17 protein-coding genes are annotated in these 19,990 nt (G+C 60.9%); 11 read left to right on the top strand and 6 right to left on the bottom strand.

The genetic code is table 11. The features are described 5' to 3' along the window. The first annotated feature begins 410 nt into the window (after positions 1-410). Both ESZ00_RS01080 and ESZ00_RS01085 read left to right on the top strand, forming a co-directional pair. On the top strand, positions 411-2,075 hold the full coding sequence (locus ESZ00_RS01080) for a uroporphyrinogen-III synthase (protein ID WP_129206326.1): 1,665 nt from the start codon (positions 411-413) through the stop codon (positions 2,073-2,075). A gap of 145 nt (positions 2,076-2,220) precedes the next feature. Continuing rightward, positions 2,221-3,663: a DHA2 family efflux MFS transporter permease subunit gene (locus ESZ00_RS01085; RefSeq protein WP_129206327.1), complete on the top strand. Its 1,443-nt coding sequence runs from the start codon at positions 2,221-2,223 to the stop codon at positions 3,661-3,663. 2 nt (positions 3,664-3,665) lie between these two features. Here ESZ00_RS01085 and dinB read toward each other — a convergent pair whose 3' ends face one another. Continuing rightward, positions 3,666-4,829 (bottom strand): DNA polymerase IV, encoded by a 1,164-nt coding sequence (gene dinB, locus ESZ00_RS01090; protein ID WP_308419035.1) that lies wholly within the window; start codon positions 4,827-4,829, stop codon positions 3,666-3,668. A gap of 92 nt (positions 4,830-4,921) precedes the next feature. Between dinB and ESZ00_RS01095 the strand changes: the two genes are divergently transcribed. The 4 genes from ESZ00_RS01095 to ESZ00_RS01110 all read left to right on the top strand — a co-directional run bounded on the left by ESZ00_RS01095 (position 4,922) and on the right by ESZ00_RS01110 (position 8,058). Next, positions 4,922-5,743: a PGN_0703 family putative restriction endonuclease gene (locus ESZ00_RS01095; RefSeq protein WP_129206328.1), complete on the top strand. Its 822-nt coding sequence runs from the start codon at positions 4,922-4,924 to the stop codon at positions 5,741-5,743. Between the two features lie 72 nt (positions 5,744-5,815). After that, the gene (locus ESZ00_RS01100; RefSeq protein WP_129206329.1) at positions 5,816-6,664 is read left to right on the top strand and encodes an RNA polymerase sigma factor; all 849 of its coding nucleotides are present in this window, start codon (positions 5,816-5,818) and stop codon (positions 6,662-6,664) included. Between the two features lie 113 nt (positions 6,665-6,777). Further along, the gene (locus ESZ00_RS01105; RefSeq protein WP_129206330.1) at positions 6,778-7,260 is read left to right on the top strand and encodes a Rossmann-fold NAD(P)-binding domain-containing protein; all 483 of its coding nucleotides are present in this window, start codon (positions 6,778-6,780) and stop codon (positions 7,258-7,260) included. Positions 7,261-7,338: 78 nt separating this feature from the next. Continuing rightward, positions 7,339-8,058, top strand: a complete 720-nt coding sequence (locus ESZ00_RS01110; RefSeq protein ID WP_129206331.1) for a DUF3106 domain-containing protein — start codon at positions 7,339-7,341, stop codon at positions 8,056-8,058. 76 nt (positions 8,059-8,134) lie between these two features. Here ESZ00_RS01110 and ESZ00_RS01115 read toward each other — a convergent pair whose 3' ends face one another. Further along, positions 8,135-8,467 carry an HU family DNA-binding protein gene (locus tag ESZ00_RS01115; RefSeq protein ID WP_129206332.1) on the bottom strand — a complete coding sequence of 111 codons (333 nt, stop codon included), beginning with the start codon at positions 8,465-8,467 and terminating at the stop codon, positions 8,135-8,137. 176 nt (positions 8,468-8,643) lie between these two features. Here ESZ00_RS01115 and ESZ00_RS01120 point away from each other — a divergent pair, with 176 nt between their 5' ends. Continuing rightward, positions 8,644-9,435: a dolichyl-phosphate beta-glucosyltransferase gene (locus tag ESZ00_RS01120; protein WP_229740872.1), complete on the top strand. Its 792-nt coding sequence runs from the start codon at positions 8,644-8,646 to the stop codon at positions 9,433-9,435. 809 nt (positions 9,436-10,244) lie between these two features. After that, a complete protein-coding gene (locus tag ESZ00_RS01125) occupies positions 10,245-11,090 on the top strand; it encodes a proline dehydrogenase family protein (protein WP_308419036.1) in 846 nt (281 codons plus the stop codon). A gap of 10 nt (positions 11,091-11,100) precedes the next feature. Here the strand turns inward: ESZ00_RS01125 and ESZ00_RS01130 are convergent, their stop codons facing one another. From ESZ00_RS01130 to ESZ00_RS01145, 4 genes are all read right to left on the bottom strand, one after another. Next, positions 11,101-12,723, bottom strand: a complete 1,623-nt coding sequence (locus tag ESZ00_RS01130) for a VWA domain-containing protein (RefSeq protein WP_129206334.1) — start codon at positions 12,721-12,723, stop codon at positions 11,101-11,103. A gap of 81 nt (positions 12,724-12,804) precedes the next feature. Continuing rightward, positions 12,805-14,115, bottom strand: a complete 1,311-nt coding sequence (locus ESZ00_RS01135; protein WP_129206335.1) for a DUF418 domain-containing protein — start codon at positions 14,113-14,115, stop codon at positions 12,805-12,807. A gap of 180 nt (positions 14,116-14,295) precedes the next feature. Next, a complete protein-coding gene (gene aqpZ / locus ESZ00_RS01140) occupies positions 14,296-15,039 on the bottom strand; it encodes an aquaporin Z (protein WP_129206336.1) in 744 nt (247 codons plus the stop codon). 146 nt (positions 15,040-15,185) lie between these two features. After that, on the bottom strand, positions 15,186-16,145 hold the full coding sequence (locus ESZ00_RS01145) for an SDR family oxidoreductase (protein WP_129206337.1): 960 nt from the start codon (positions 16,143-16,145) through the stop codon (positions 15,186-15,188). A gap of 111 nt (positions 16,146-16,256) precedes the next feature. On the opposite strand from ESZ00_RS01145, the gene ESZ00_RS01150 reads away from it, so the two are divergent. The 3 genes from ESZ00_RS01150 (at position 16,257) to ESZ00_RS01160 (ending at position 19,978) form a co-directional block, all read left to right on the top strand. Next, positions 16,257-17,201: a type I phosphomannose isomerase catalytic subunit gene (locus ESZ00_RS01150; protein ID WP_129206338.1), complete on the top strand. Its 945-nt coding sequence runs from the start codon at positions 16,257-16,259 to the stop codon at positions 17,199-17,201. A gap of 153 nt (positions 17,202-17,354) precedes the next feature. Then, a complete protein-coding gene (locus tag ESZ00_RS01155) occupies positions 17,355-18,464 on the top strand; it encodes a mannose-1-phosphate guanylyltransferase (RefSeq protein ID WP_129206339.1) in 1,110 nt (369 codons plus the stop codon). Positions 18,465-18,535: 71 nt separating this feature from the next. After that, positions 18,536-19,978: a phosphoglucomutase/phosphomannomutase family protein gene (locus ESZ00_RS01160; RefSeq protein ID WP_129206340.1), complete on the top strand. Its 1,443-nt coding sequence runs from the start codon at positions 18,536-18,538 to the stop codon at positions 19,976-19,978. The last annotated feature ends 12 nt before the right edge of the window (positions 19,979-19,990 follow it).

A 19,990-nucleotide genomic window follows, 5' to 3' on the forward strand; every position in this document is an offset into this window, starting at 1 on the left:
ACGAACGCAGGAGTTCCACACGCAGATCAGCGGTGATCTCAGGCTCGTCGCGGAGCGCTTTTGTTTTCAGTGCAAAATTCAATTCTGGAGGAGCGGCGGACGCATCGAGGGGCCACGCTCACATCCGATTGCCATCAGCTGCCGTGGCTGACGGAATCAATACGCAGAGTATAGGGCCAGGATTCCTGCGATGCAAGCCCGATCGCAAAAGCAAATTTTCAAGTTCCAGATCGGGTGGATTCATTCTCGTCCGCCCGATATCAGATTCCATGCACAAGAAAACACGGCTTTCTGTGCGTTTCTCTCATCTTTCCGGAAGCACACCCCACATACGCGACATAGAATGAAATTGATTCTCCTTTCATCATCTGCGATAGTTCACTCGACTCAACTACATTTTCTGGAGCTCTATGCCGCACGCCACATTCGATGGCCTTAGAGTACTGTCTCTGGAGACCCGTCGTGCGCGCGAGGTAGAAAAACTCATCCGGGCGTACAGTGGCGATCCCCTCGTCGTGCAGTCGATGCGCGAGATTCCACTCAGCTCGAATACTGCCTGCATTGAATTTGGGAAGCGCCTCCTGGCAGGCGAATACGATGTCGTCATCTTCATGACCGGCGTAGGCGTCAGCAAGATGATGGAGGTGCTCAGTACCAGCTTCGACCCCGAAACGATCCTTGAGGAGTTGCGGAAACGCAAGATTGTCGCGCGTGGCGTGAAGCCGGTAGCAGCGCTCAAGGAGCTGAAAGTCCCGGTCACAGTGACCACATCCGAACCCAGCACCTGGCGTGAAGTCCTGGCGCTGATGGATCAGAAATTCGGCAGCGAGCTCTCCAGCTATCACGTAGCCGTGCAGGAATACGGGGCCACGAATCCGGAGCTGATCGCCGAGCTCGTGGATCGCTGCGCCTCGGTCACCAAGATTCCTGTTTATCAGTGGGGCCTCCCCCACGACATCGCGCCGCTCGAAAAGGCCATTCACGAAATCATGGATGGATCGATCGATGTCGCGCTGTTCATGACCGCAGTGCAGGCCATCCATCTTTTTCACGTAGCGCAGGAGATGGGTGTCGCCGAAGAGTTACGCCGCGCGCTCAGCCATATCGTCGTCATCTCGGTTGGCCCTACCACCACAGAGGAGCTTCTCCACTACGGACTGCAGCCGGACTTCGAGCCGTCACGGCCGCGCATGGGCTTCATGGTGAATGAAGCCGCACAATACGCGCGCAAGGTGCTGGCCGCCAAGCGCGCGGAAAATGCCATCGATCCGGGCACCACGGCCGCAGAAGCCTCTCCTCCTCCGCAGTCGGTGGCGCGCACGCTTCAGCGTTCCGTTCCCCAGGTAGCGACCTCCACATCTACCATGGCCGGCTTTCGCGACGGGCTCGCTCCGCTTGACGTGCTGCAACAGGTCAGCAGCAGCCTCAGTTCCACAGATCCGCTGCATGTCGTGCTCTCGCGCATCGTCGTCTGCGTCTGCGCGATTGTTCCCTGCGATTCGTGCTTTCTCTATACGCTCGAAGAGGACAAACTGGTCCTGCGCGCATCGCGGAACCCTCACGCCGAAGAATTGGATCACCTTAAAATTTCCGTCGGACAGGGCGTTACCGGCTGGGTCGCCGAGCACCGCGAGCCCGTCTCCATCCCCGAACATGCCAGCGAAGACGTGCGCTTCGCGCCCTTCCGCAATCTCCCGGAAGACACCTTCGAAGCCATGCTCTGTGTCCCCGTGCTCTGCGCCGGACGCGTAGTGGGCGTGCTCAACCTGCAACATCAGAAGCCCTACTTCCATACCGATATGGAGCGCCGCCTGCTGGCTACAATCGGCGTCCTGGTCGGTGCAGAAATTGAACGGGCACGGCTCGAGACTGAAAATCTCCAGCTCTTAGACCGCCTTGAGTCACGGAAGCTGATTGATCGCGCGAAAGGAATCCTGCAGCGCGATCTCAAGATATCCGAGGACGAAGCCTATCGCATGATGCAGAAGGAGAGCCGCCAGCGGCGGAAGTCCATGAAAGAGGTCGCGGACGCGATTGTCCTCTCGGAGAGCCTGCGCTCCTCCGCAAAATCCTGAATCACAGGATCGAACTTGAGGCCTGCTCCGGCCTCCATGATCCAGACTTTGAACATCGCCGCTCTCGTCCTTTACCAAAACCATGACGAACGGAGCCGCATGTGCGAGCATCCCAGTCAGGAAGACACATGAGCACGGCGACGCGATGAATTCTCCTTTACCCCCTACCTCTCTGCCTGCGATCTCCCCTTCGACCCGGCGGCTGCTGCCGTGGCTGGTCGCAGTTGCCTTCTTCATGGAGTCGCTGGACACAACGATCCTGAATACGGCCGTGCCTGCCATCTCGGCCGCGCTGCGTGTAGGCCCACTCAGCATGAAGGCCGTGCTGGCCAGCTATACGCTGGCGCTCGCTGTCTTCATCCCCATCAGCGGATGGGTGGCCGACCGCTTCGGCACGCGGCGAGTCTTCTCCGCAGCCATCGGCCTCTTCACGCTCGGCTCGCTGCTCTGCGGTCTCTCGACGAACATCCACCTGCTCGTAGCCTGCCGCGTGTTGCAGGGCATGGGTGGATCGATGATGGTCCCGGTGGGCCGTCTCACACTTGTGCGGGCCTTTGAAAAATCCGAACTGATCCGGCAGATGAGCTTCGTCTCCATCCCCTCGCTGGTCGCGCCGATGCTCGGCCCCGTCGCGGGAGGTCTCATCGTCGGCTACCTGCACTGGCGCGTCATCTTCTTCCTCAATATCCCAGTCGGCCTGCTCGGACTGGTGATGGTCTACCTGCATCTGCCGGATTTCCGTGAGGAACACACGCATCCACTCGATGCCGTGGGCCTCATCCTCTTCGGTTCCGGCGTGGCGCTGCTTTCCTATGTGCTCGAGGTCTTCGGCGAGCACACACTCGGCGCCGGCGAAATCACCGGCATGCTCGTGATCTCGCTGGTGCTGATCCTCGGCTACTGGCTGCACGCGCGATCCATCGCCTATCCCCTGCTCGATCTCACACTCTTCCGCATCCGCACCTTCCGCGCCTCCGTAAGCGGCAGCTTCTTCACGCGCCTCGGCATCGGCGGCGTGCCGTTCCTGCTGCCGCTGCTCTACCAGGTCGGTCTTGGATATTCCGCCGTGCAGTCGGGCATGCTGATCATGCCGCAGGCCGTCGCTTCAATGAGCATGAAGGCTGTGATGCCGAAGGTGCTGGCGCGGCTCGGCTATCGCAATGTGCTGGTGTCGAATACGGTGATCATCGGCTGCCTGTTGCTGCTCTTCGCCACCATCGGCCTGCATACGCCGGTGTGGATGATCGTGCTGCTGGCCTTCCTCTACGGCGGATTCACCTCGCTGCAGTACACCAGTATGAACACGCTGGTCTATTCGGATACCACCGAGGAACAGACCAGCGCGGCCAGCTCGATCGCCAGCACCATGCAGCAGATGTCGGTCAGCTTCGGCGTAGCCTGCGCCGGCCTGGCTACGGCCTTCTTCCTGCCGCATGAAGAACATGCCTCGAACGTCAGCATGATCCATGGACTGCACAAGGCGCTGATCGCTCTCGGCCTGATGACGATTGTCTCGACATTGGTCTTCCGCAGCCTGCGCAAAGATGACGGACAGGCCGTGAGCCACCCGAAGGTATTTCACCCATAGCGCTAACCGGATGCCCCAGGTCTCGTTTCCTGCTCCTGGGATGGAAGAGACAGAGCTGCCGCTTCACTCGTTTCCTGAACCTCATCTCGAAAGAGCGGGAATTGCGGCTCCTCATCATCACGGAAATTACTGAGCCCCACGCCTGCAAGCCGAAAGAGCGGGCGTGCGGAAACATCGACGCGCTCGCGCAGGCTGAGTGCGATAGCTGCAAGCTCCTCTCCGGAAGACGGCGGCTGGGCAAGCGTCAGACTGCGGGTCATGATGGCGAAGCCACTGGTCTTGAGCTTGAGGACCACGGTGTGGCCGATGCGCCCACTGCCCTGCGAAGCCTTCCACACCTTTGCAGCCAGCTCACGGATAATCTCGCTCAAGTCCTCGAGCGGCAGATCACGCTCGAAGGTATCTTCCTTCGAGATCTGCTTCGACGGCCTCCCGGTGACAACCGGGTTGTGGTCGATGCCCCTGGCCAGCTCATACAGACGCGCTCCATAACGACCGAAGCGTCCCTCGAGCTCACTGAGAGACTGGTGGCGCAGGGCTCCGACGGTTGCGAGGCTCAGCTCGCGCAGCTTCGTCTCCATCACCTTGCCCACACCGGGAATGCGCCCCACCGGCAATGGCTCCAAAAATGCTTCGACCTCATCCGGCTGGATCACAAAAAGTCCATCGGGTTTCTTCCAATCAGAGGCAATCTTGGCGAGAAATTTATTCGGTGCCACGCCCGCCGAAGCAGTCAGGTTCAGCTCCTGCCGAATCTTTTCTCGAATCGCCTTGGCCACGCGTGTTGCCGTCGGCAGACCGCTCTTATTCTCGGTCACATCGAGGTAGGCCTCATCGAGCGAAAGCGGCTCGATCAGGTCCGTATGTTCTTCGAAGATGCGCCGCGCCGCCTGTGAAGCTGCGCGATAGCGGGTAAAATCCGGCGGGATAAAGATCGCATGCGGACAGAGCCGCTCGGCGGTCAACGCCGCCATCGCCGAGCGCACGCCGAATTTCCGAGCTTCATACGAGGCCGCACAAACCACCGACCTGCGCCCGCGCCAGGCAACCACTACCGGACGGCCGCGCAAAGCGGGATCGTCCCGCTGCTCCACCGACGCATAGAAAGCGTCCATGTCTACGTGCACGATTTTGCGGCCTGCAAGCATAGGTGCCAGCAGAGGCAAATCCCTCCGCTTCCCATTTCGAATTATAATTCGCCTTCTGTTCGCCTATCATAAAATTCGTGATACCTGAACCGATCCCCGTCCCGGAAGGAATGAGCCTGCGAGATGAGCTCAACTTCCGCGCCCGGCTCTGGGCAAAGATGCATGGGTGCATGGCAGCCGAGTTGGGAGGAGAAGCCTCGAGCGTGCTGTTCGGCTGTAACGAAGCGGGCCGGCGCGACAATTTTCTACCCGAAGTCCACGCGGAGATTCTCGCCCGACCAGCCTGGGCCAGGCGGCTCGAAAAAGTCCACACCGCCTACCGGCGCTCCCGCGCCCGCGCCGACTGGCCATGGCGGGAGCTCGATGCAGCGGTCAGCTCGGACGCGTTACTGATGAATATCTTCTGCCACCCGGCATCGAGCAGGAATACCGCGCTGCATGCCCTGCTTGGCGAAGCGGCCGGCTCCGAACCGGAATTCGGAATCAGGCCGCGCACTCCGCTGGCCTCAGGCCGTGGCGACACAACGGAGATCGATATGCGCATCGGCCATCTTCTCGTCGAGGCAAAACTCACAGAATCGGACTTTCAAATTGCCCCGGAAAGGCTTATCCATCGCTATCGGGATATCGAAGAAGTCATTGATATCGCATCACTTCCTCGCCTTGAGGATGGGCGCTTTCCGGGCTACCAGCTGGTTCGCGGAGCCCTTGCCGCTCATGCCACCGGCCTCAGCTTCGCCGTCCTGTGCGACGCCCGGAGACCCGACCTGATCGAGTCCTGGCTCCAGGTGCAGCGCTGTATCCGGCCACTCGAATTGCGCATCCGCCTCAAGCTGCTCACCTGGCAGGAGATCGCTGCGACATTAGAATCCGGCCATCAGGGCTTCCTCGGAGCCAGATACGGCATCTTTCCTTCGAGCGATATACGCTGAAGCTGCCTCCCCCGGCTGCCTTCCATTTCTTGCTGTCCCGCCGGGAACAGCTACAATCGAGCTTGTCTTCCAATGCCTTATCACCCTCCATCCTCCGTATCTCGCTTCCCGGATCCGGAAGACAATCCCGCTGACGGCCACCCGCCGCGCCACGCCGGCGAGGACGAAGATGCCAATGCGGACCTCGATCCCGAATACACCGAACTCGAAGCGCAACCTGACGAGGAAAACGGGGTTGATGAGGACATGGCGACCTTGGCACTCGATCAGACTTTGGATTCCACGCTGACTCAGCCTGCGGACAGACCCGCCGGCAGCCCCCCTCGTCCAGCCACAGCCGGCGAGCTCAGCGCCATGTCGGATGCCGAGATCATGCTCCGCGTCCGCGAGGGCGACGATTCCGGCTTCGAATACCTGATCCACAAGTACCACAAGCCGATGATTCACTTCATGTTCCGCATGGTGCATAACCAGGCGGTGGCCGAGGAGCTGGCCCAGGAGGTGTTCCTCCGCGTCTATCGCTCACGGCAGAGCTACCGGGCAGAGGCGAAGTTCACTACCTGGCTTTATCGCATCGCCACCAACCTGGGCGTGAACCATGCCCGGGACACGAAGTACGAGCGGACCGCGCAGAATGTGTACCTCGACCAGCCGGATCCCGAAACGGGAACGACGCCGGATGTGGCCGACCTGACAGCCTCGGTTGAGCAGGAACTGGTGAAAGATGAGCGGATGCGGGCCATCCGCCAGCACGTTCTGGCACTTCCGGAACGTCAAAAGAATGCGGTACTGATGCACAAATATCAGGGACTGGACTATAAGCAGATTGGAGAGATACTCAAGCTGAGTGAATCGGCTACAAAATCACTCCTCTTCCGGGCTTATCAGACCCTGCGGGAAAAGTTGAAGGAGTTTGCCTGAGGCGGCGAGCGCGCCTGCCGGAACAAGGGGTTCCGGCGAATCAGCCCGAGAGCAGTACTGGTGACATAATGACCTGCCAAACGACAAAAACGAAACTGCCCCAAACAGTCCTGATGGACCTGCTGGCTGACGAGACGGGACACGAGCCCGCTTTAGCCGAAGCACGCAACCACGTGCAGCAGTGCCCGGAGTGCGCCGGCGAACTGGCCGAGCTTGCAGCCACGATGGCTGCGCTCGACGCCTGGGAAGCGCCCGAGCCCTCGCCCTACTTCCATGCCCGGATGTCCGCGCTGCTGCGCGAAGAGCGCGCCGCGGCTCCAGCCGGGTTTTTCGAACGCCTGAAGACCAGGCTCCTTTTCGGCTCGAATGTACAACTGCGCCCGGTTGCGGTCGGAGCGCTGGCCCTGCTGCTGCTGATCGGCGGCGGCACCTATGCCGGACTCATGTCCACCACCCCGGCACCGGCGCATACCTCGGCCACCATTCAGGACCTGCAGTCGCTCGATGAGAACCAGGCCGTATTCCAGCAGTTGAATGCACTTGACCAGCAGGACACGGAGATCGATAACGCCCCGGCGGCAAACAACAGCCTGTAGGCCGAACAGCCATCCGCGGAAGCCGGTGATCCTGCCTGCTTCCGCACCGCAGCACCCATCAGCCGCCGAAGAGCGGCCATGCCTTGGAAGACGATGACCATGAGGGAACGCAAGCACATGTCGACGGGCCAGCATCGCTGGCTGGATGGCGGAGGTCTGTTCCGCCTGCGCCGGCTTCGTGTGCATGCTGTCCTTGCGACCTGCCTCTTCAGCCTGTCTGCAGCATGGTCCCAGGCCACACGTCCCGCACAGCCCCAAGCGGCGGCCCCGGCACAGCGATCCATGCCTGAGGTGCGGCAAGGTACGCAGCCTTCCCCCGCAACGTCTCGCCCCGGCCAGCAACATCTCCCCGACTGGTACAACAGCCATCGGAACCAGAGCACGCAGCAGCAGATCGACGCCCTGCGCCGTGAACCCGGCTTTCAGAGCCTGCCTGCAGACCAGCAGCAAAGGCTCATTAACCGCCTGCAGGCACTCGATGCCATGACACCGGAAGAGCGTCAGCGCCGGATGGCCCGCAACGAAGCATTCGAAAAGCTGTCTCCGGAGCGCAAGCAGGAAGTTCGCGGCGCCACGCAGGCTTTACAACAGATGCGACCGGATCGCCAGCAGGTGGTGCGCCGGGCCTTCCAGCAATTGCGCCGGATGCCTCCTGCGCAGCGCCAGCAGCTGCTGAGCTCCCAGGTTTATGGCGGCCAATTTACGCCGCAGGAGCGGACCGTACTCGGAAATCTGCTCTCTGTCGAGCCCTACCAGGTGCCGCAGAGCATTCCTCAGCCCTATTTCGGCCGTCCCTGATACTCCCCTGACATCCGCGCAGGCAAAACCGGCCCCTGAACGGCGGCCGGTTCCTCTTGCTCAAAGCAGGTGTGACTCAGTCCTCGTCGGACTCGTCGTCTCCATCATCGGCGTCATGGCCGGTTCCCGCCTCGCCAGGGTTCACAAGATCGCGAAGTTCCTTGCTGGGCTTGAAATACGGCACACGTTTGGCGGGTACATCCACCTTGGCCCCAGTTTTGGGGTTGCGGCCAATACGGGGCTTCCGCTGCCGGATACGGAAGCTTCCGAACCCACGGATTTCGATCTTGTCTCCCGACTTCAATGCCCCGATCACTGCGTCGAAGATGGTATCTACAATCACTTCGCCGTCACGCCGAGTCAGATCGCCGAGATTCGTCACTTCCTCAACCAGGTCTGCCTTTGTCATGGTGAGCCGCGCTTCGCCTCCAGTTAACTCCTTAACACAATAGTAGATGCGGCAAATTCGCGCATCTGCATAACTAATTTTCTTCTCCGCCCGCTAAAAAAGATGACAGCCGATACGAAACTTGAGGAATCGCTCTCCGTTTTATGAGGGAAGCGTATGATATTTAATGGCGTTTTGTGAACAGTAAGGTCTCTTCCGTGCCCATTCAGATCAGTATTGTTGTTCCCGCGTATAACGAAAGTGCCCGTATCGGACGCACGCTCGAGGACGTTCTGCGCATCATCGCCGAACGCCAGTGGGACGCCGAAGTACTCGTCGTCAACGACGGTTCCACCGACAACACCGCCGCCATCGTGCAGGGTTTCATGGCTTCGCATCCGCGGCTGCGCCTGATCGAGAACCCCGGTAATCGCGGCAAAGGCTACAGCGTGCGCCACGGCATGCTCGAGGCCATCGGCAATATTGTGATGTTCACCGATGCCGACCTCTCCGCCCCGATGGAGGAGGCGGAACGGCTCTTCGCTGCCATCCAGAATGGCGCGGATGTGGCCATCGGCTCACGCTGGCTCGACCGCGGACGCCAGACCGTGCATCAGCCGCTCTACCGGCAGTTTTTCGGCCGCTGCTTCAACGCTGTTACGCGCATGGTGATGAATCTACCCTTCGCCGATACCCAGTGCGGCTTCAAGGCCTTCACCCGTCCGGCGGCGCGCACCATCTTCCAACTGCAGCGCATCGAGCGCTGGGGCTTCGATCCCGAGATCCTGTTCATTGCCATCAAACGCGGCTATCGCGTACAGGAGGTCCCGGTTACCTGGGGGCACGATGAACGTTCCCGCATCAGCTATCTCAAGGATGGCATCAAGATGCTCGAGGAGTTGGTCTACGTGCGCTGGAATGCCCTCACCGGCGTCTACAGCCGCGAGGTCAAGGAATACCCAGTCGAAATTCCCGCCACCAAGTTCTAACTCCAAGCAGAGAGAGCGCCATGACGGCGCTCTCTCTCAATCCTGCCCGGCATCAGGCGGCACGTTTCACTGTAAAAACTACGACGCCAGAGGCTGTTCCTGTAGCGGGATCGGACTCTTTAGCTCTTCTACCCGGCGCACTTCGAAACGCGCGCGGTTCACGGCACGCACCCCCTCGGCCGTCCGCTCCAGAATCATGGACTGCGAACATTTCCCGCAGAGCCAGTAATGCTCCATACGATGAGCCTTCGACTCGTCGTCCTTTCCCGGCGTACGAACAGCATCGAACACGAAGATCCGCCCTTCGCGCAGATAGTGCAGTGGCTTTGCACAGTCAGGATTCGCGCAACTGTTTAGCATGGATGCTCCTGAGATGGGGAATCTCCCCGGCTGACTTTCTCGTGCTTTCTATAGGACTGTCCGGTGCCCCAAATCGTTGCTCAAATCCTGCTCCAACGAAGCACCTGCTTCAGGCACTACTTTTGCCCAACTCTACTTGAGATGCCCCCTGACCAAATACAGGTATCCGATGAAAATTCGCCGGAATCACTCTATCCCCCGCATCCCCTGGTTTCATTTCGGTCTTTCTTGGGCAGGCATGACCCCAGCCCGATACTGCATCCCTGTGAGACAATAGCCAGTTGGCGCGGCCTCCCCCGGATTGCTTCCCTCACCTTCCGATAAGCCCTCGACCGATCGAATTCACGATTATTTCTGTCACGATGCCCATCCTTCGTTCTGCTTTTATTGCCCTGTCGCGGAATCAGCCTCTCCGCCGTTTTTCTGAAAGCTCCACAGCCGGCCGCCGCATGTCCTCGCGCTTTGTCGCAGGCATGACCATCAGTGAAGCCGTTGCCGCCGCCGAGGCGCTGCAGGCTCACGGGATCGCTTCTACCCTCGATAGTCTCGGCGAGAACGTCACCACCCCCCAGGAAGCGCAACGCTCGGCCGACATCTATCACCGGCTGCTCGACGCCATCGCCATGCGCAAGCTCAAGGCCAACGTCAGCGTAAAGCTCACCCAGATGGGTATGGATCTCGATCCGGACCACGCACTCGCGCGGCGTATCGTCTCCGATCTGGTGGACCATGCCGTAGCGGCCAATACCTTCGTCCGCGTGGATATGGAAGGCTCGGAGTACACGCAGGCGACCATCGATCTGGTCCGCGAGCTGCACTCCCGCCCGCAGAATCACGACCATGTGGGCATCGTCATCCAGGCTTATCTCTATCGCAGCGCCGAGGACATCGCCCGGCTCACGGCCGAAGGCATCCGCATCCGGCTGTGTAAAGGAGCCTACAAGGAGCCGGCCGATCTCGCTTTCCCGCAAAAGACAGACGTAGATGCCAACTATGTAAAGCTTTCCGGTCAGCTGCTCGACTCCGGCCTTTATCACGGCCTCGCCACGCACGACGAAGCCATGGTCGAAGCCGCCAAGGCCTACGCGAAGAGTCATAACATCGCGCCATCGCAGTTCGAGTTCCAGATGCTCTATGGCATCCGTCGCGACCTGCAGCGCAAGCTCATCGACGAGGGCTATAACGTCCGCGTCTATGTGCCTTTCGGTGCCGAATGGTATCCCTACTTCATGCGCCGCCTGGCGGAACGCCCCGCCAACGTGCTCTTCCTCGCGAAGAACTTCTTCCGGAATTAGGAATTAAGCCTTACCGCTTTGCCCCCGGGATCGGCACCGTGACAGTGCCGGTCCGGCCGCTTGTCTGGTCCCAGACGCCGAGGTACAGGTAGGCGTCATCCTTACCGATGTTCACAGGCTGATCGATCAGGATGACCCTGCCTGCTCCAGCCTGCGCGTTCTGATCGGTGGTGGTCAGCTGAACCAGCTCGGCACGCTTCTCGAGCGGTGTGCCCACCGAGCTGAGCTGCATGGAGGCAACAGCCACCTTGATCTGCTGCAGCCCATTCTCCTGCCCGCTGCCAGGGGTCGTCACGATGTCGGAAAACGGTAACGAATAGCGAAGAATATAGGGCTTTGAGCCCCGGCGGCTCTTCGGCGCCGGAATCGTAGCGTTGACCTTCGCCTGCGTCGCCTCCGGGCTGTCAGCGGCCAGCAGCTGCGCCTTAAAGACAATCTGCTGGTCACCGAGGCTGGGCAGCGTAATCCGCTGGCCATCGCTCAGGATGCGGGTGCGCGGACGCGGGCGCTCGATCAGGTCGGCCGTCCCTCCGATGCTGCCATCGGCGAAATAGCCCTGGCGGTAGCTCAGCTGATAGTGGCTGCCATCGGCCATCTCCACACGCACCTTGTGGTACTTGTTGTCCCGCTTGAACTCGCTCGGCGAGTAGGTAAGCGTGTAGTAATTGCGGTCGGTGTCGAGGATGCGGGTCATCGCCTCCTTGAAACCGTTGTTGTTGTAGACCGCCTGGCCTCCGGTGGCCTGTGCCATCTCCGCCATGAGCATGTGCTGGCCCACGTGCGGCGTCATTCCCAGACCGCGGGCATCGACCGGATAAAGAGCAATGCGCTCCTGCTCGAGCTCATCGTAGAGGATGCGCCAGTCGGAGTAATTGTCCATGAGCCACCAGTCGCCGCTGAAAAGCGTGGAGCCACCGGAAAACCAGATCACGTTCTTGCGGCCCTGAAACTGGCCGAGAGAAATGGCTAGCCTGTGCATGGTATCGAGCTCGGAGAGCCACTCGCGCCCAGTGGGCGGAAAACGCGGGATGGCGCGGCGCAGCGCCGCCTGCAGCAGGCTGCGGTCGGCGGTAAAGTCCTGCACCAGGAAGCAGCCAGAGCCGGCGCGCAGGTACATGGCGATCGGCTGGTTAAGCGGCACCTGCTCAAAGAACTTCGTCAGCTCGTAATTCAGGTACATCTGGTCGGAGAGGCCGAGGTTCGAGATGTCGATCACCACCACGTTGAGTGTCGGCGGCAGGCTCTTGAGATAAGCATTCGAGAAGGTGTTGCCTGAAGCGGCAGCGGCAATGGGCTCAGCTTTCTCGCCGGGTTGTGCACTGTGCTCCTGAAAGGAATCGATCTTCTGCGGCTTGCCATTATCGAAGACACGAAAGGCCCCCTTGGGCAGTCCGCGGACCGGATTGCCATGGCTATCGGTCACCGTGACATCGGTCAGCACCACGCGCGACTCAGCGCGGAAGGTGAAGGGTGCAGGCTGATAATCCGGCCGGGCCTTATCCTGCGCCGAAGATGCCCCGGCAGCGGGTGGTGGTGGTGGTGCAGTCTGGCTATCACTTTGGCTTTGAGCCCATCCACTGATTCCACCAATCAGCAGAACCCCTGCAAACACGCTACCGACATAACGAAGCATCGGACCCTCCAGCCTTCCTTGCAGCCTGATCCACCCCCTGTTGACGCACGACAGGGGGTGGAAGTTGCGCCGCCGGCCGATTCAGACTTCGCCCCGTGTCAACTCAGGCGTGGACTTCCATCGCATCGGCTGCATCTTCCAATAGGTCAGTGAACGCCACATCCACTCGAGCGGCCCAAAGCGGAAGCGCTGCAACCATAGCGGTGAAACAAGCAGCTGGACAGCCCAGATCGCCACCACGATCCCGAACTGATCCATGCGGCTGACCTTGCCAAAGAGGCCAAGGCCCCATCCATAAAAGAGAAAAGTGCACAGCACCGTGTCAAAGATGTAATTCGAGAAGGCCATGCGGCCGACCGCGGCCAGCCTGCGCCGCGCACCCGTCACCCAGCCCTTCTGGCAGGCAAGCATCACCAGCCCGATCCAGAAGAGGCACACCGGCAGGCTGCCCCAGTAATTCCACTGCGAGTCGAGGAAGAAGCCCTGCCGCAGTGTCCAGCCATGCGCAAACGCTTCATGCACGCCCATGGCCACCATCGGCAGGCCAATCAGTACCCCCGAAGCGATAAACCAGCCATAAACACGCGCCGGCAGCTTGGCGCTGAAAACACCCAGCGTGAAGAGGCCCATGCCGACAAGCATCAGACCGTAGGCGCGCCAGAAAGCCATGAAGAGATTGCCCTGCACCTGCATGGCAATCTCCTGCTTGATCCGATCCGGCTCCTCGACACGCCAGCCGGCGCGATATGTCGCCAGCTCCTTCGCCTTGGCCTCCGGAGAAGGATGCCAGAAGCTCTCCTCCATCTGCTGCACCTGCGGCTTCGGCCAATAAGGAAGCGTCTCATAGCTGCCGGCATAGAGTACCGAAGCCACCGCCGTCACCAGCAGCCCGGAGACGATCAGGGTGCGCGCTTTGCGCTTGCGTGCGAGATAGACCGCTGCTCCTCCCAGTGCGTAGGTAAAAAGAATGTCTCCCGGCCAGAGCAGGTAGCCGTGGAGGCAACCGAAAAGGGCCAGCCAGCCCATCCTTCGATAATGAATCGCCGCGCTTGGCCTTCCCTTTGCCTCGATGCGGCTGGTCATCAGCAGCACACCAGCACCGAAGAGCATGGAGAAGATAGACATGAACTTCAGCTCGGCCAACAGATAACAGCCAATCCATACCGCATAATTCCAGCCCTGGAGATCGCCATAGGTCGTCGGGTTCAGATACGCCGAGCCGATCATCGAGAAATCCTGGATGTTCATGGCCAGGATGCCGAGCAGCGCCACGCCGCGCATCACGTCAATCGAGGCGATACGTTCGCCGAGCGCGACCGGAGCCGAAACTTCGACAGCCGGAATGCTGGTGGGAATGATCTCGGAAGGAAGAGTGGTGCTGGCAGAGCTCATGCGGTTGTCTCACATGCGGAGCATGGCTCCGCGTGAAAACAGTGTAGGCCGCATCCAGAGGTACACCAGTGACAATTGTCAGAAGTTTGTCGCGCGTAAGTACTAAGGTTCGGTGCGTGGATTCCGGAGCCGTCCGCAATCCCGCTCGGACGGCCCGGCATCCTCCATTTGGTGCGAGCCTTATCCTCTGCGCTCGCGCTGTTCGCTCGGCAGAGCCCGCTCAGCCTCTCCTGCCGTAATCGTCGTATCCGACGGCCGGATGGCTCCATAGAGAACCGCTGCAATCACTGCGCCGACGAAAGGCGCGACGATGAACAGCCACAGCTGCTGCAAGGCCCAGCCACCGACAAAGATCGCAGGACCGATGCTGCGCGCCGGATTCACCGAGGTATTCGTAATCGGAATGCCCACCAGATGAATCAACACCAGCACCAGACCGATCGGAATGCCGGCAAAGCCTACCGGAGCCTTAATGTCCGTCGACCCGAGCACGGTCAGGACCAGAAAACCGGTGAGAATAACCTCAGCCAGGAAGCACGCCGGCAGAGAATAGAGGCCGGGCGAGTGCGCGCCATACCCGTTCGCTCCCAGGCCGGACGTGGCAGCGGAGTAACCCCCGGGAGCGCCCTGCGCGATGAAAAGGATCAAGGCTGCAGCGATGATCGCACCAACAATCTGGGCGATCACGTAGCCGACCGCATCCTTTACGCCGATCTTTCTGGCGACGAGCAAACCCAGTGTCACCGCCGGATTGATGTGGCAACCGGATATCGGCCCGATGGCGTAGGCCATGGTCAGAAGCGTAAGTCCAAAGGCAAATGCCACTCCGAGAAAACCGATATGGCTGCCGGCGAGTACCGCGCTGCCAACGCCGCCAAAGACCAGAACAAAGGTACCGATCGCTTCCGCAGCGAGCTTCTTCATACGTAGGACCTCGTTATCAGGAAATAACTGACGAGGCTCAATTTACTCTCGGGAAACTCATGCGCAAAGCAAAATCCAAGCGGCAACAAATTAATAAATTGTTGCCGCGATGGAGCCTTTCTTTCCCCACGCCAGAGGAAGTCGCCTTAGCGGCCAGCCGTAGCGGCGTATTGCTCCTTGTACCACTCGACCGTGCGCCGCAAGCCTTCTTCAAAGCCGATAGCCGGATCGTAGCCAAAGGCCTCACGCGCGGCGGAGATATCGGCCAGAGAGTCCTTGATGTCACCGGTGCGCGGCGGTCCATAGATGGGCTGCTCCTTGAAGCCGAGCAGCTGCGCCAGCACGCGGAAGGTGTCGTTGAGCGTGTGACGATCGCCGCACGCCACGTTGAAGACGCGGCCGGAGACATTTTCGACAGGCGCTTCCATGGCCTTGATGTTGGCGGAAACGGCATTGGCGACGTAGGTAAAGTCGCGACCCTGCTCGCCGTCGCCGTGGATGCTGGGCCGTTCGCCCTGCATCATCTGCAGCGTGAACTTGGCCATCACGCCGCTGTAGGGCGAATCCGGCACCTGGCGCGGCCCGAAGATGTTGAAGTAACGCAGGCAGACCGTTTCAAGTCCGTAAACCTGCCAGAAGCTCTTCATGTAGTACTCGCCGGTGAGTTTCTGCACCGGGTAGGGCGCGATGGGCATGGGCACCATCGTCTCCACGCGCGGAAAGCCGGGCTGGTTGCCGTAGGCCGAAGACGAGGCCGAGTAGACCACGCGTTTCACACCCGCCGCGCGCGCGCCTTCGAGCAGGTTGAAGGTGCCGTCGATGTTCGCCGTGTGACTGGTGCGCGGATCGAGCACCGAGCGCGGCACCGAGGGCAGCGCCGCCACGTGGAAGATAGAGTCCACGCCCTCGCAGGCCCGCGCCGTCGCCTCGGCATCGCGCAGGTCGCAGTGGACAAATTCGAATTTTCCGTCGATTGCAGCAAGATTCTCTTTACGCCCGGTCTCGAAGTTGTCGAGCCCCCGCACCACGTCGCCACGCTCGATCAAAGTCTGCGTAAGCCACGAACCAATAAAGCCGGCACAGCCGGTCACCAGATAACGAGCCATATCTCTTTCATCGTAAATTGCCCAGAAGACGAGTGCCGGGATCGCCCTTTCACTAACCCGTAATCCTTTCCTCTTCAGTTGTTTCCCACTTCTCAGGCATACTGGAAGAGCATGAGTGAACTTGCCCCCTTCCGCCTCGAGCCGTATTTCCGTACCCGTATCTGGGGATTCCACGACCTTGCTCCCTGGTATGACTTCCACACCGACGGCGAGCCCATCGGCGAAGTCTGGCTGACCGGCGAGATGTGCAAAGTAGCCACCGGCCCTGATGCCGGCCTCACGCTGACCGAGATCACGGCCAAGCTCGGCCACGGCCTGCTCGGCGAGGCCTTCGGCACCGGCGAGTTCCCGCTGCTCATCAAGCTGCTCTTCCCCAAGGAAAAGCTCAGCGTGCAGGTGCATCCTGACGACGCGCTGGCGCAGAAGTACGGCGAGCCGCGCGGCAAGACCGAGTGCTGGTATGCGCTCGACGCCCAGCCCGGCGCCGCGGTCGCGCTCGGCATCAAGCACGGTGTCACTGCGGATGAAATCCGCGCCTCGATCGAGAACTCCACGCTCGAAGACCTGCTCCAGATGGTTCCGGTCTCGAAGGGCGACATGCTCTACGTCGACGCCGGCACCGTGCATGCCATGGGCCCGGGCGTCGTCATCCTCGAGACGCAGCAGACCAGCGACCGTACCTACCGGATGTACGATTACGGCCGCCCGCGCGAGCTGCACATCGAGAAGTCGATCGAGGCCATGCGCCTTGAGACACACGCCGGCAAGATTCCGCCGCAGGCCGCCAACGGCTCAACCATCCTGATCGACGAGAAGTACTTCCGCATCGAGCGCTGGGATGTACCTGCGGGTGAGGCAAATAGCCTGGTGACTCCCATCGGCAAGGTGCAGATGCTCTTCGTCGTCGACGGCTCGCTCGAGATCGCCGCAACCGGCGCCGAACCCTTCACTGTCGGCCGCTGCCAGCTCGCTGTGATCCCAGCCGACGCCGCCGGCGTTACCGTGACCGCCACTTCGCCTTCGAGCGTGGTGCGTATCCGCCCGAACGAAGTTTAGTCCGCCTTCCAAGCCGCGGCCCGGGATCACCTGGCCGCGCGCCGGTTTTACGTTTCCCCAGCGCCTGTTCTCCATCCACAGCAACACTGAGGGCACACACCACGAAGCCGCATCACACCGGTCCCCCTCATCCTCCATGAAAGGTGACGCGCATTGAAGATCGACTTCCGTCCCATCATCCTCGCCGGCGGCAGCGGCACGCGCTTCTGGCCCCGCAGCCGTAAGGCCCGCGCCAAGCAGGTGCTCGCGCTCGACGGCGAACGCACCATGATCCAGCGCACCGTCGACCGCCTGGCTCCTCTGGCCAGCCCCGAGGATGTGTGGGTCATCACCAACGACCTGCTCTCCGGCACCATCTGCGGACAGCTCGACGTGGTTCCCGATGAGCATGTGGTCTGCGAGCCGGCTGCACGTAACACCGCACCTGCCGTGGGCCTGGCCGCATTCCTCATCGAAAAACTCAACCCGGAAGCGGTGATCGGCATCTTTCCTGCCGACCACGTCATCGGCAACCAGCCTGAGTTCATCCGTGTCATCGAACAGGCCGTAAACCTCGCGGCAGCCGGTGAGAATATGGTCGTGCTCGGCGTGACACCTACGCGCCCGGAGACCGGCTACGGCTACATCGAAACCGGAGAAAAAATCGGCGAAGGCGTGGCCCGCGTACGCCGCTTTACGGAGAAACCGAATCAGGAGCGCGCTGAGGAGTTCCTCGCCGCCGGTAATTACCACTGGAACAGCGGCATCTTCATTTGGAGCGCCCGCACGATCGCCAACGCCATCCGCGAGCATCTGCCGGAGACCGCGCCACTACTGGAAAAGATCGCCAACGCGTACGGCACCCCCGAGTTCCGCGAGGTTTTCGCCGCGCTCTATCCGCAGTGCGAGAACATCAGCGTCGATTACGCCGTGCTCGAGCCCCGTTCGGCCAAGGGTGAGAGCCGCTCCAGCCTCTATTGCCTGCCGGCCAACTTCGGCTGGAATGATCTCGGCTCCTGGGCTGCGCTCTTCGAGCACAGCCATGAGATCAAGGCCAATCTCGACGAGCACGGCAATGTCACGGAAGCCTCCGGCAGCCTGGCCATCGAGGCGCACGATAATTATGTGTACACCCCGCAGAAATTCGTCGCTCTGGTCGGGGTAAAGGATCTGGTCGTCGTCGAAACCGAGGACGCCGTTCTGATTACCTCGCGCCATCATTCTCAGGACGTCGGCAAAGTTGTGAAGGAACTCGCCGCACAGGGACGCAAAGACCTCATCTGATCGGCAGCCGAATCAGAGGCCTGGCGTCCAAAACCACCCCCGAATCCCCCTTAAGAGCGAGACAATACAGCATGGCCCAAACCACAGCGATCAAGTTCGGCACCGACGGCTGGCGCGGCATCATCGCCGACGATTTCACCTTCGACAACGTCCGTATTGCCGCCTCCGCCGTCGCGAATTATCTGCACGCCTCCACCGATCCCAAGGAAGCCGTGAGCAAGGGCATCTGCATCGGCTATGACACCCGCTTCGCCTCCGACCGCTTCGCGCGCGCCGTCGCCGAAGTCGTCGCCGCCTCCGGCATCCCGATCAAGCTGGCCAGCCGCATCACACCCACTCCGGCTCTGTCCTATGCCGTGCGCGAGCTCGGCGCGGCCGGCGGCGTCATGATCACCTCCAGCCACAACCCCTTCCAGTGGAACGGCGTGAAGTACAAGGCCTGGTACGGTGGTTCGGGCAAGCCCTCCATCATCTCCGCCATCGAGTCGCACCTGGCCGATGCGCCCATCAAGGCCGCAACGCCTGCCTCGATCGAAGAGGTTGATTTTGTTCCCGCCTACGTCGACGCGATCAAGAAGTTTGTCGACCTCGACCTGATCGCCAAGGCCGGCAAGAAGTTCGCCATCGACTGCATGTACGGCGCGGGCGCGGGCATCATCTCCGCCATCTTCACCGAGATCGGCGTCAACCACATCCAGATCCGCGCCGAACATGATCCACTCTTCCCCGGCATCAACCCTGAACCCATCGAGCCGCACATCATCGCGCTCGAAGAAGCGGTCGTCGCAAACAAGTGTGACGCGGGCCTCGCGACCGACGGTGACGCCGACCGCATTGGCGCCGCCGATGAGCATGGCAACTTTGTCGATCCGCACAAGATTTACGCCGTGCTGCTGGAGTGGCTGCTGAAGCGCAAGGGCTGGCCAGGCGACATCACCCGCGCCTTCAACACCACACTCATGCTCGACCGCATCGCGGCCAAGTATGGCCGCACCCTGCACGAGCACGGCATCGGCTTCAAGTTCGTCTGCGACCTCATGCTCGAGAAGGACATCCTGATCGGCGGCGAGGAGTCGGGCGGTATCGGCATCTCGCGTCACCTGCCCGAGCGCGATGGCCTGCTCAACTCGCTACTGCTCGCGAACGTGATGGCCGAGGAAGGCAAGACCCTCGGCGAGCTGGTCGCCGATCTGCAAGCCGAGTACGGCGAGCACCAATACGGCCGCATCGATCTGCATATTCCGGACGACATCAAGAATGCCGCCATCGCCCGCGCACGCGCCGGCGTGAAGGAGTTCGCAGGCATGGCGGTCGAGCATGTCGAGACGCTCGACGGCATCAAGTTCTTCCTCGACAACCCTGAGGCGAAGACCAAGCCGAACGCCGCCAAGAGCTGGCTGCTGCTCCGCGCCTCTGGCACCGAACCGCTGATGCGTATCTACTCTGAATCGTGCTCGAAGGAATCAGTGCAGAAGCTGCTCGAAGCCGGACGGAAGTTCGCACTTGAGTCGTAATCCTTCTTAGAA

The sequence above is a fragment of the Silvibacterium dinghuense genome (genome assembly GCF_004123295.1).
GTDB classification, from domain to species: Bacteria; Acidobacteriota; Terriglobia; order Terriglobales; family Acidobacteriaceae; genus Silvibacterium; species Silvibacterium dinghuense.

Coding starts and splice junctions, on each gene's coding strand:
- ESZ00_RS01105 (WP_129206330.1), top strand. CDS start 6,778: ATGGACCTGCTGGCTGACGAGACGGGACACGAGCCCGCTTTAGCCGAA.
- ESZ00_RS01110 (WP_129206331.1), top strand. CDS start 7,339: ATGCCTTGGAAGACGATGACCATGAGGGAACGCAAGCACATGTCGACG.
- ESZ00_RS01135 (WP_129206335.1), bottom strand. CDS start 14,115: ATGAGCTCTGCCAGCACCACTCTTCCTTCCGAGATCATTCCCACCAGC.
- ESZ00_RS01160 (WP_129206340.1), top strand. CDS start 18,536: ATGGCCCAAACCACAGCGATCAAGTTCGGCACCGACGGCTGGCGCGGC.
- aqpZ (WP_129206336.1), bottom strand. CDS start 15,039: ATGAAGAAGCTCGCTGCGGAAGCGATCGGTACCTTTGTTCTGGTCTTT.
- ESZ00_RS01130 (WP_129206334.1), bottom strand. CDS start 12,723: ATGCTTCGTTATGTCGGTAGCGTGTTTGCAGGGGTTCTGCTGATTGGT.
- ESZ00_RS01095 (WP_129206328.1), top strand. CDS start 4,922: ATGAGCCTGCGAGATGAGCTCAACTTCCGCGCCCGGCTCTGGGCAAAG.
- ESZ00_RS01115 (WP_129206332.1), bottom strand. CDS start 8,467: ATGACAAAGGCAGACCTGGTTGAGGAAGTGACGAATCTCGGCGATCTG.
- ESZ00_RS01085 (WP_129206327.1), top strand. CDS start 2,221: ATGAATTCTCCTTTACCCCCTACCTCTCTGCCTGCGATCTCCCCTTCG.
- ESZ00_RS01150 (WP_129206338.1), top strand. CDS start 16,257: ATGAGTGAACTTGCCCCCTTCCGCCTCGAGCCGTATTTCCGTACCCGT.
- ESZ00_RS01145 (WP_129206337.1), bottom strand. CDS start 16,145: ATGGCTCGTTATCTGGTGACCGGCTGTGCCGGCTTTATTGGTTCGTGG.
- ESZ00_RS01080 (WP_129206326.1), top strand. CDS start 411: ATGCCGCACGCCACATTCGATGGCCTTAGAGTACTGTCTCTGGAGACC.
- ESZ00_RS01125 (WP_308419036.1), top strand. CDS start 10,245: ATGTCCTCGCGCTTTGTCGCAGGCATGACCATCAGTGAAGCCGTTGCC.
- ESZ00_RS01100 (WP_129206329.1), top strand. CDS start 5,816: ATGCCTTATCACCCTCCATCCTCCGTATCTCGCTTCCCGGATCCGGAA.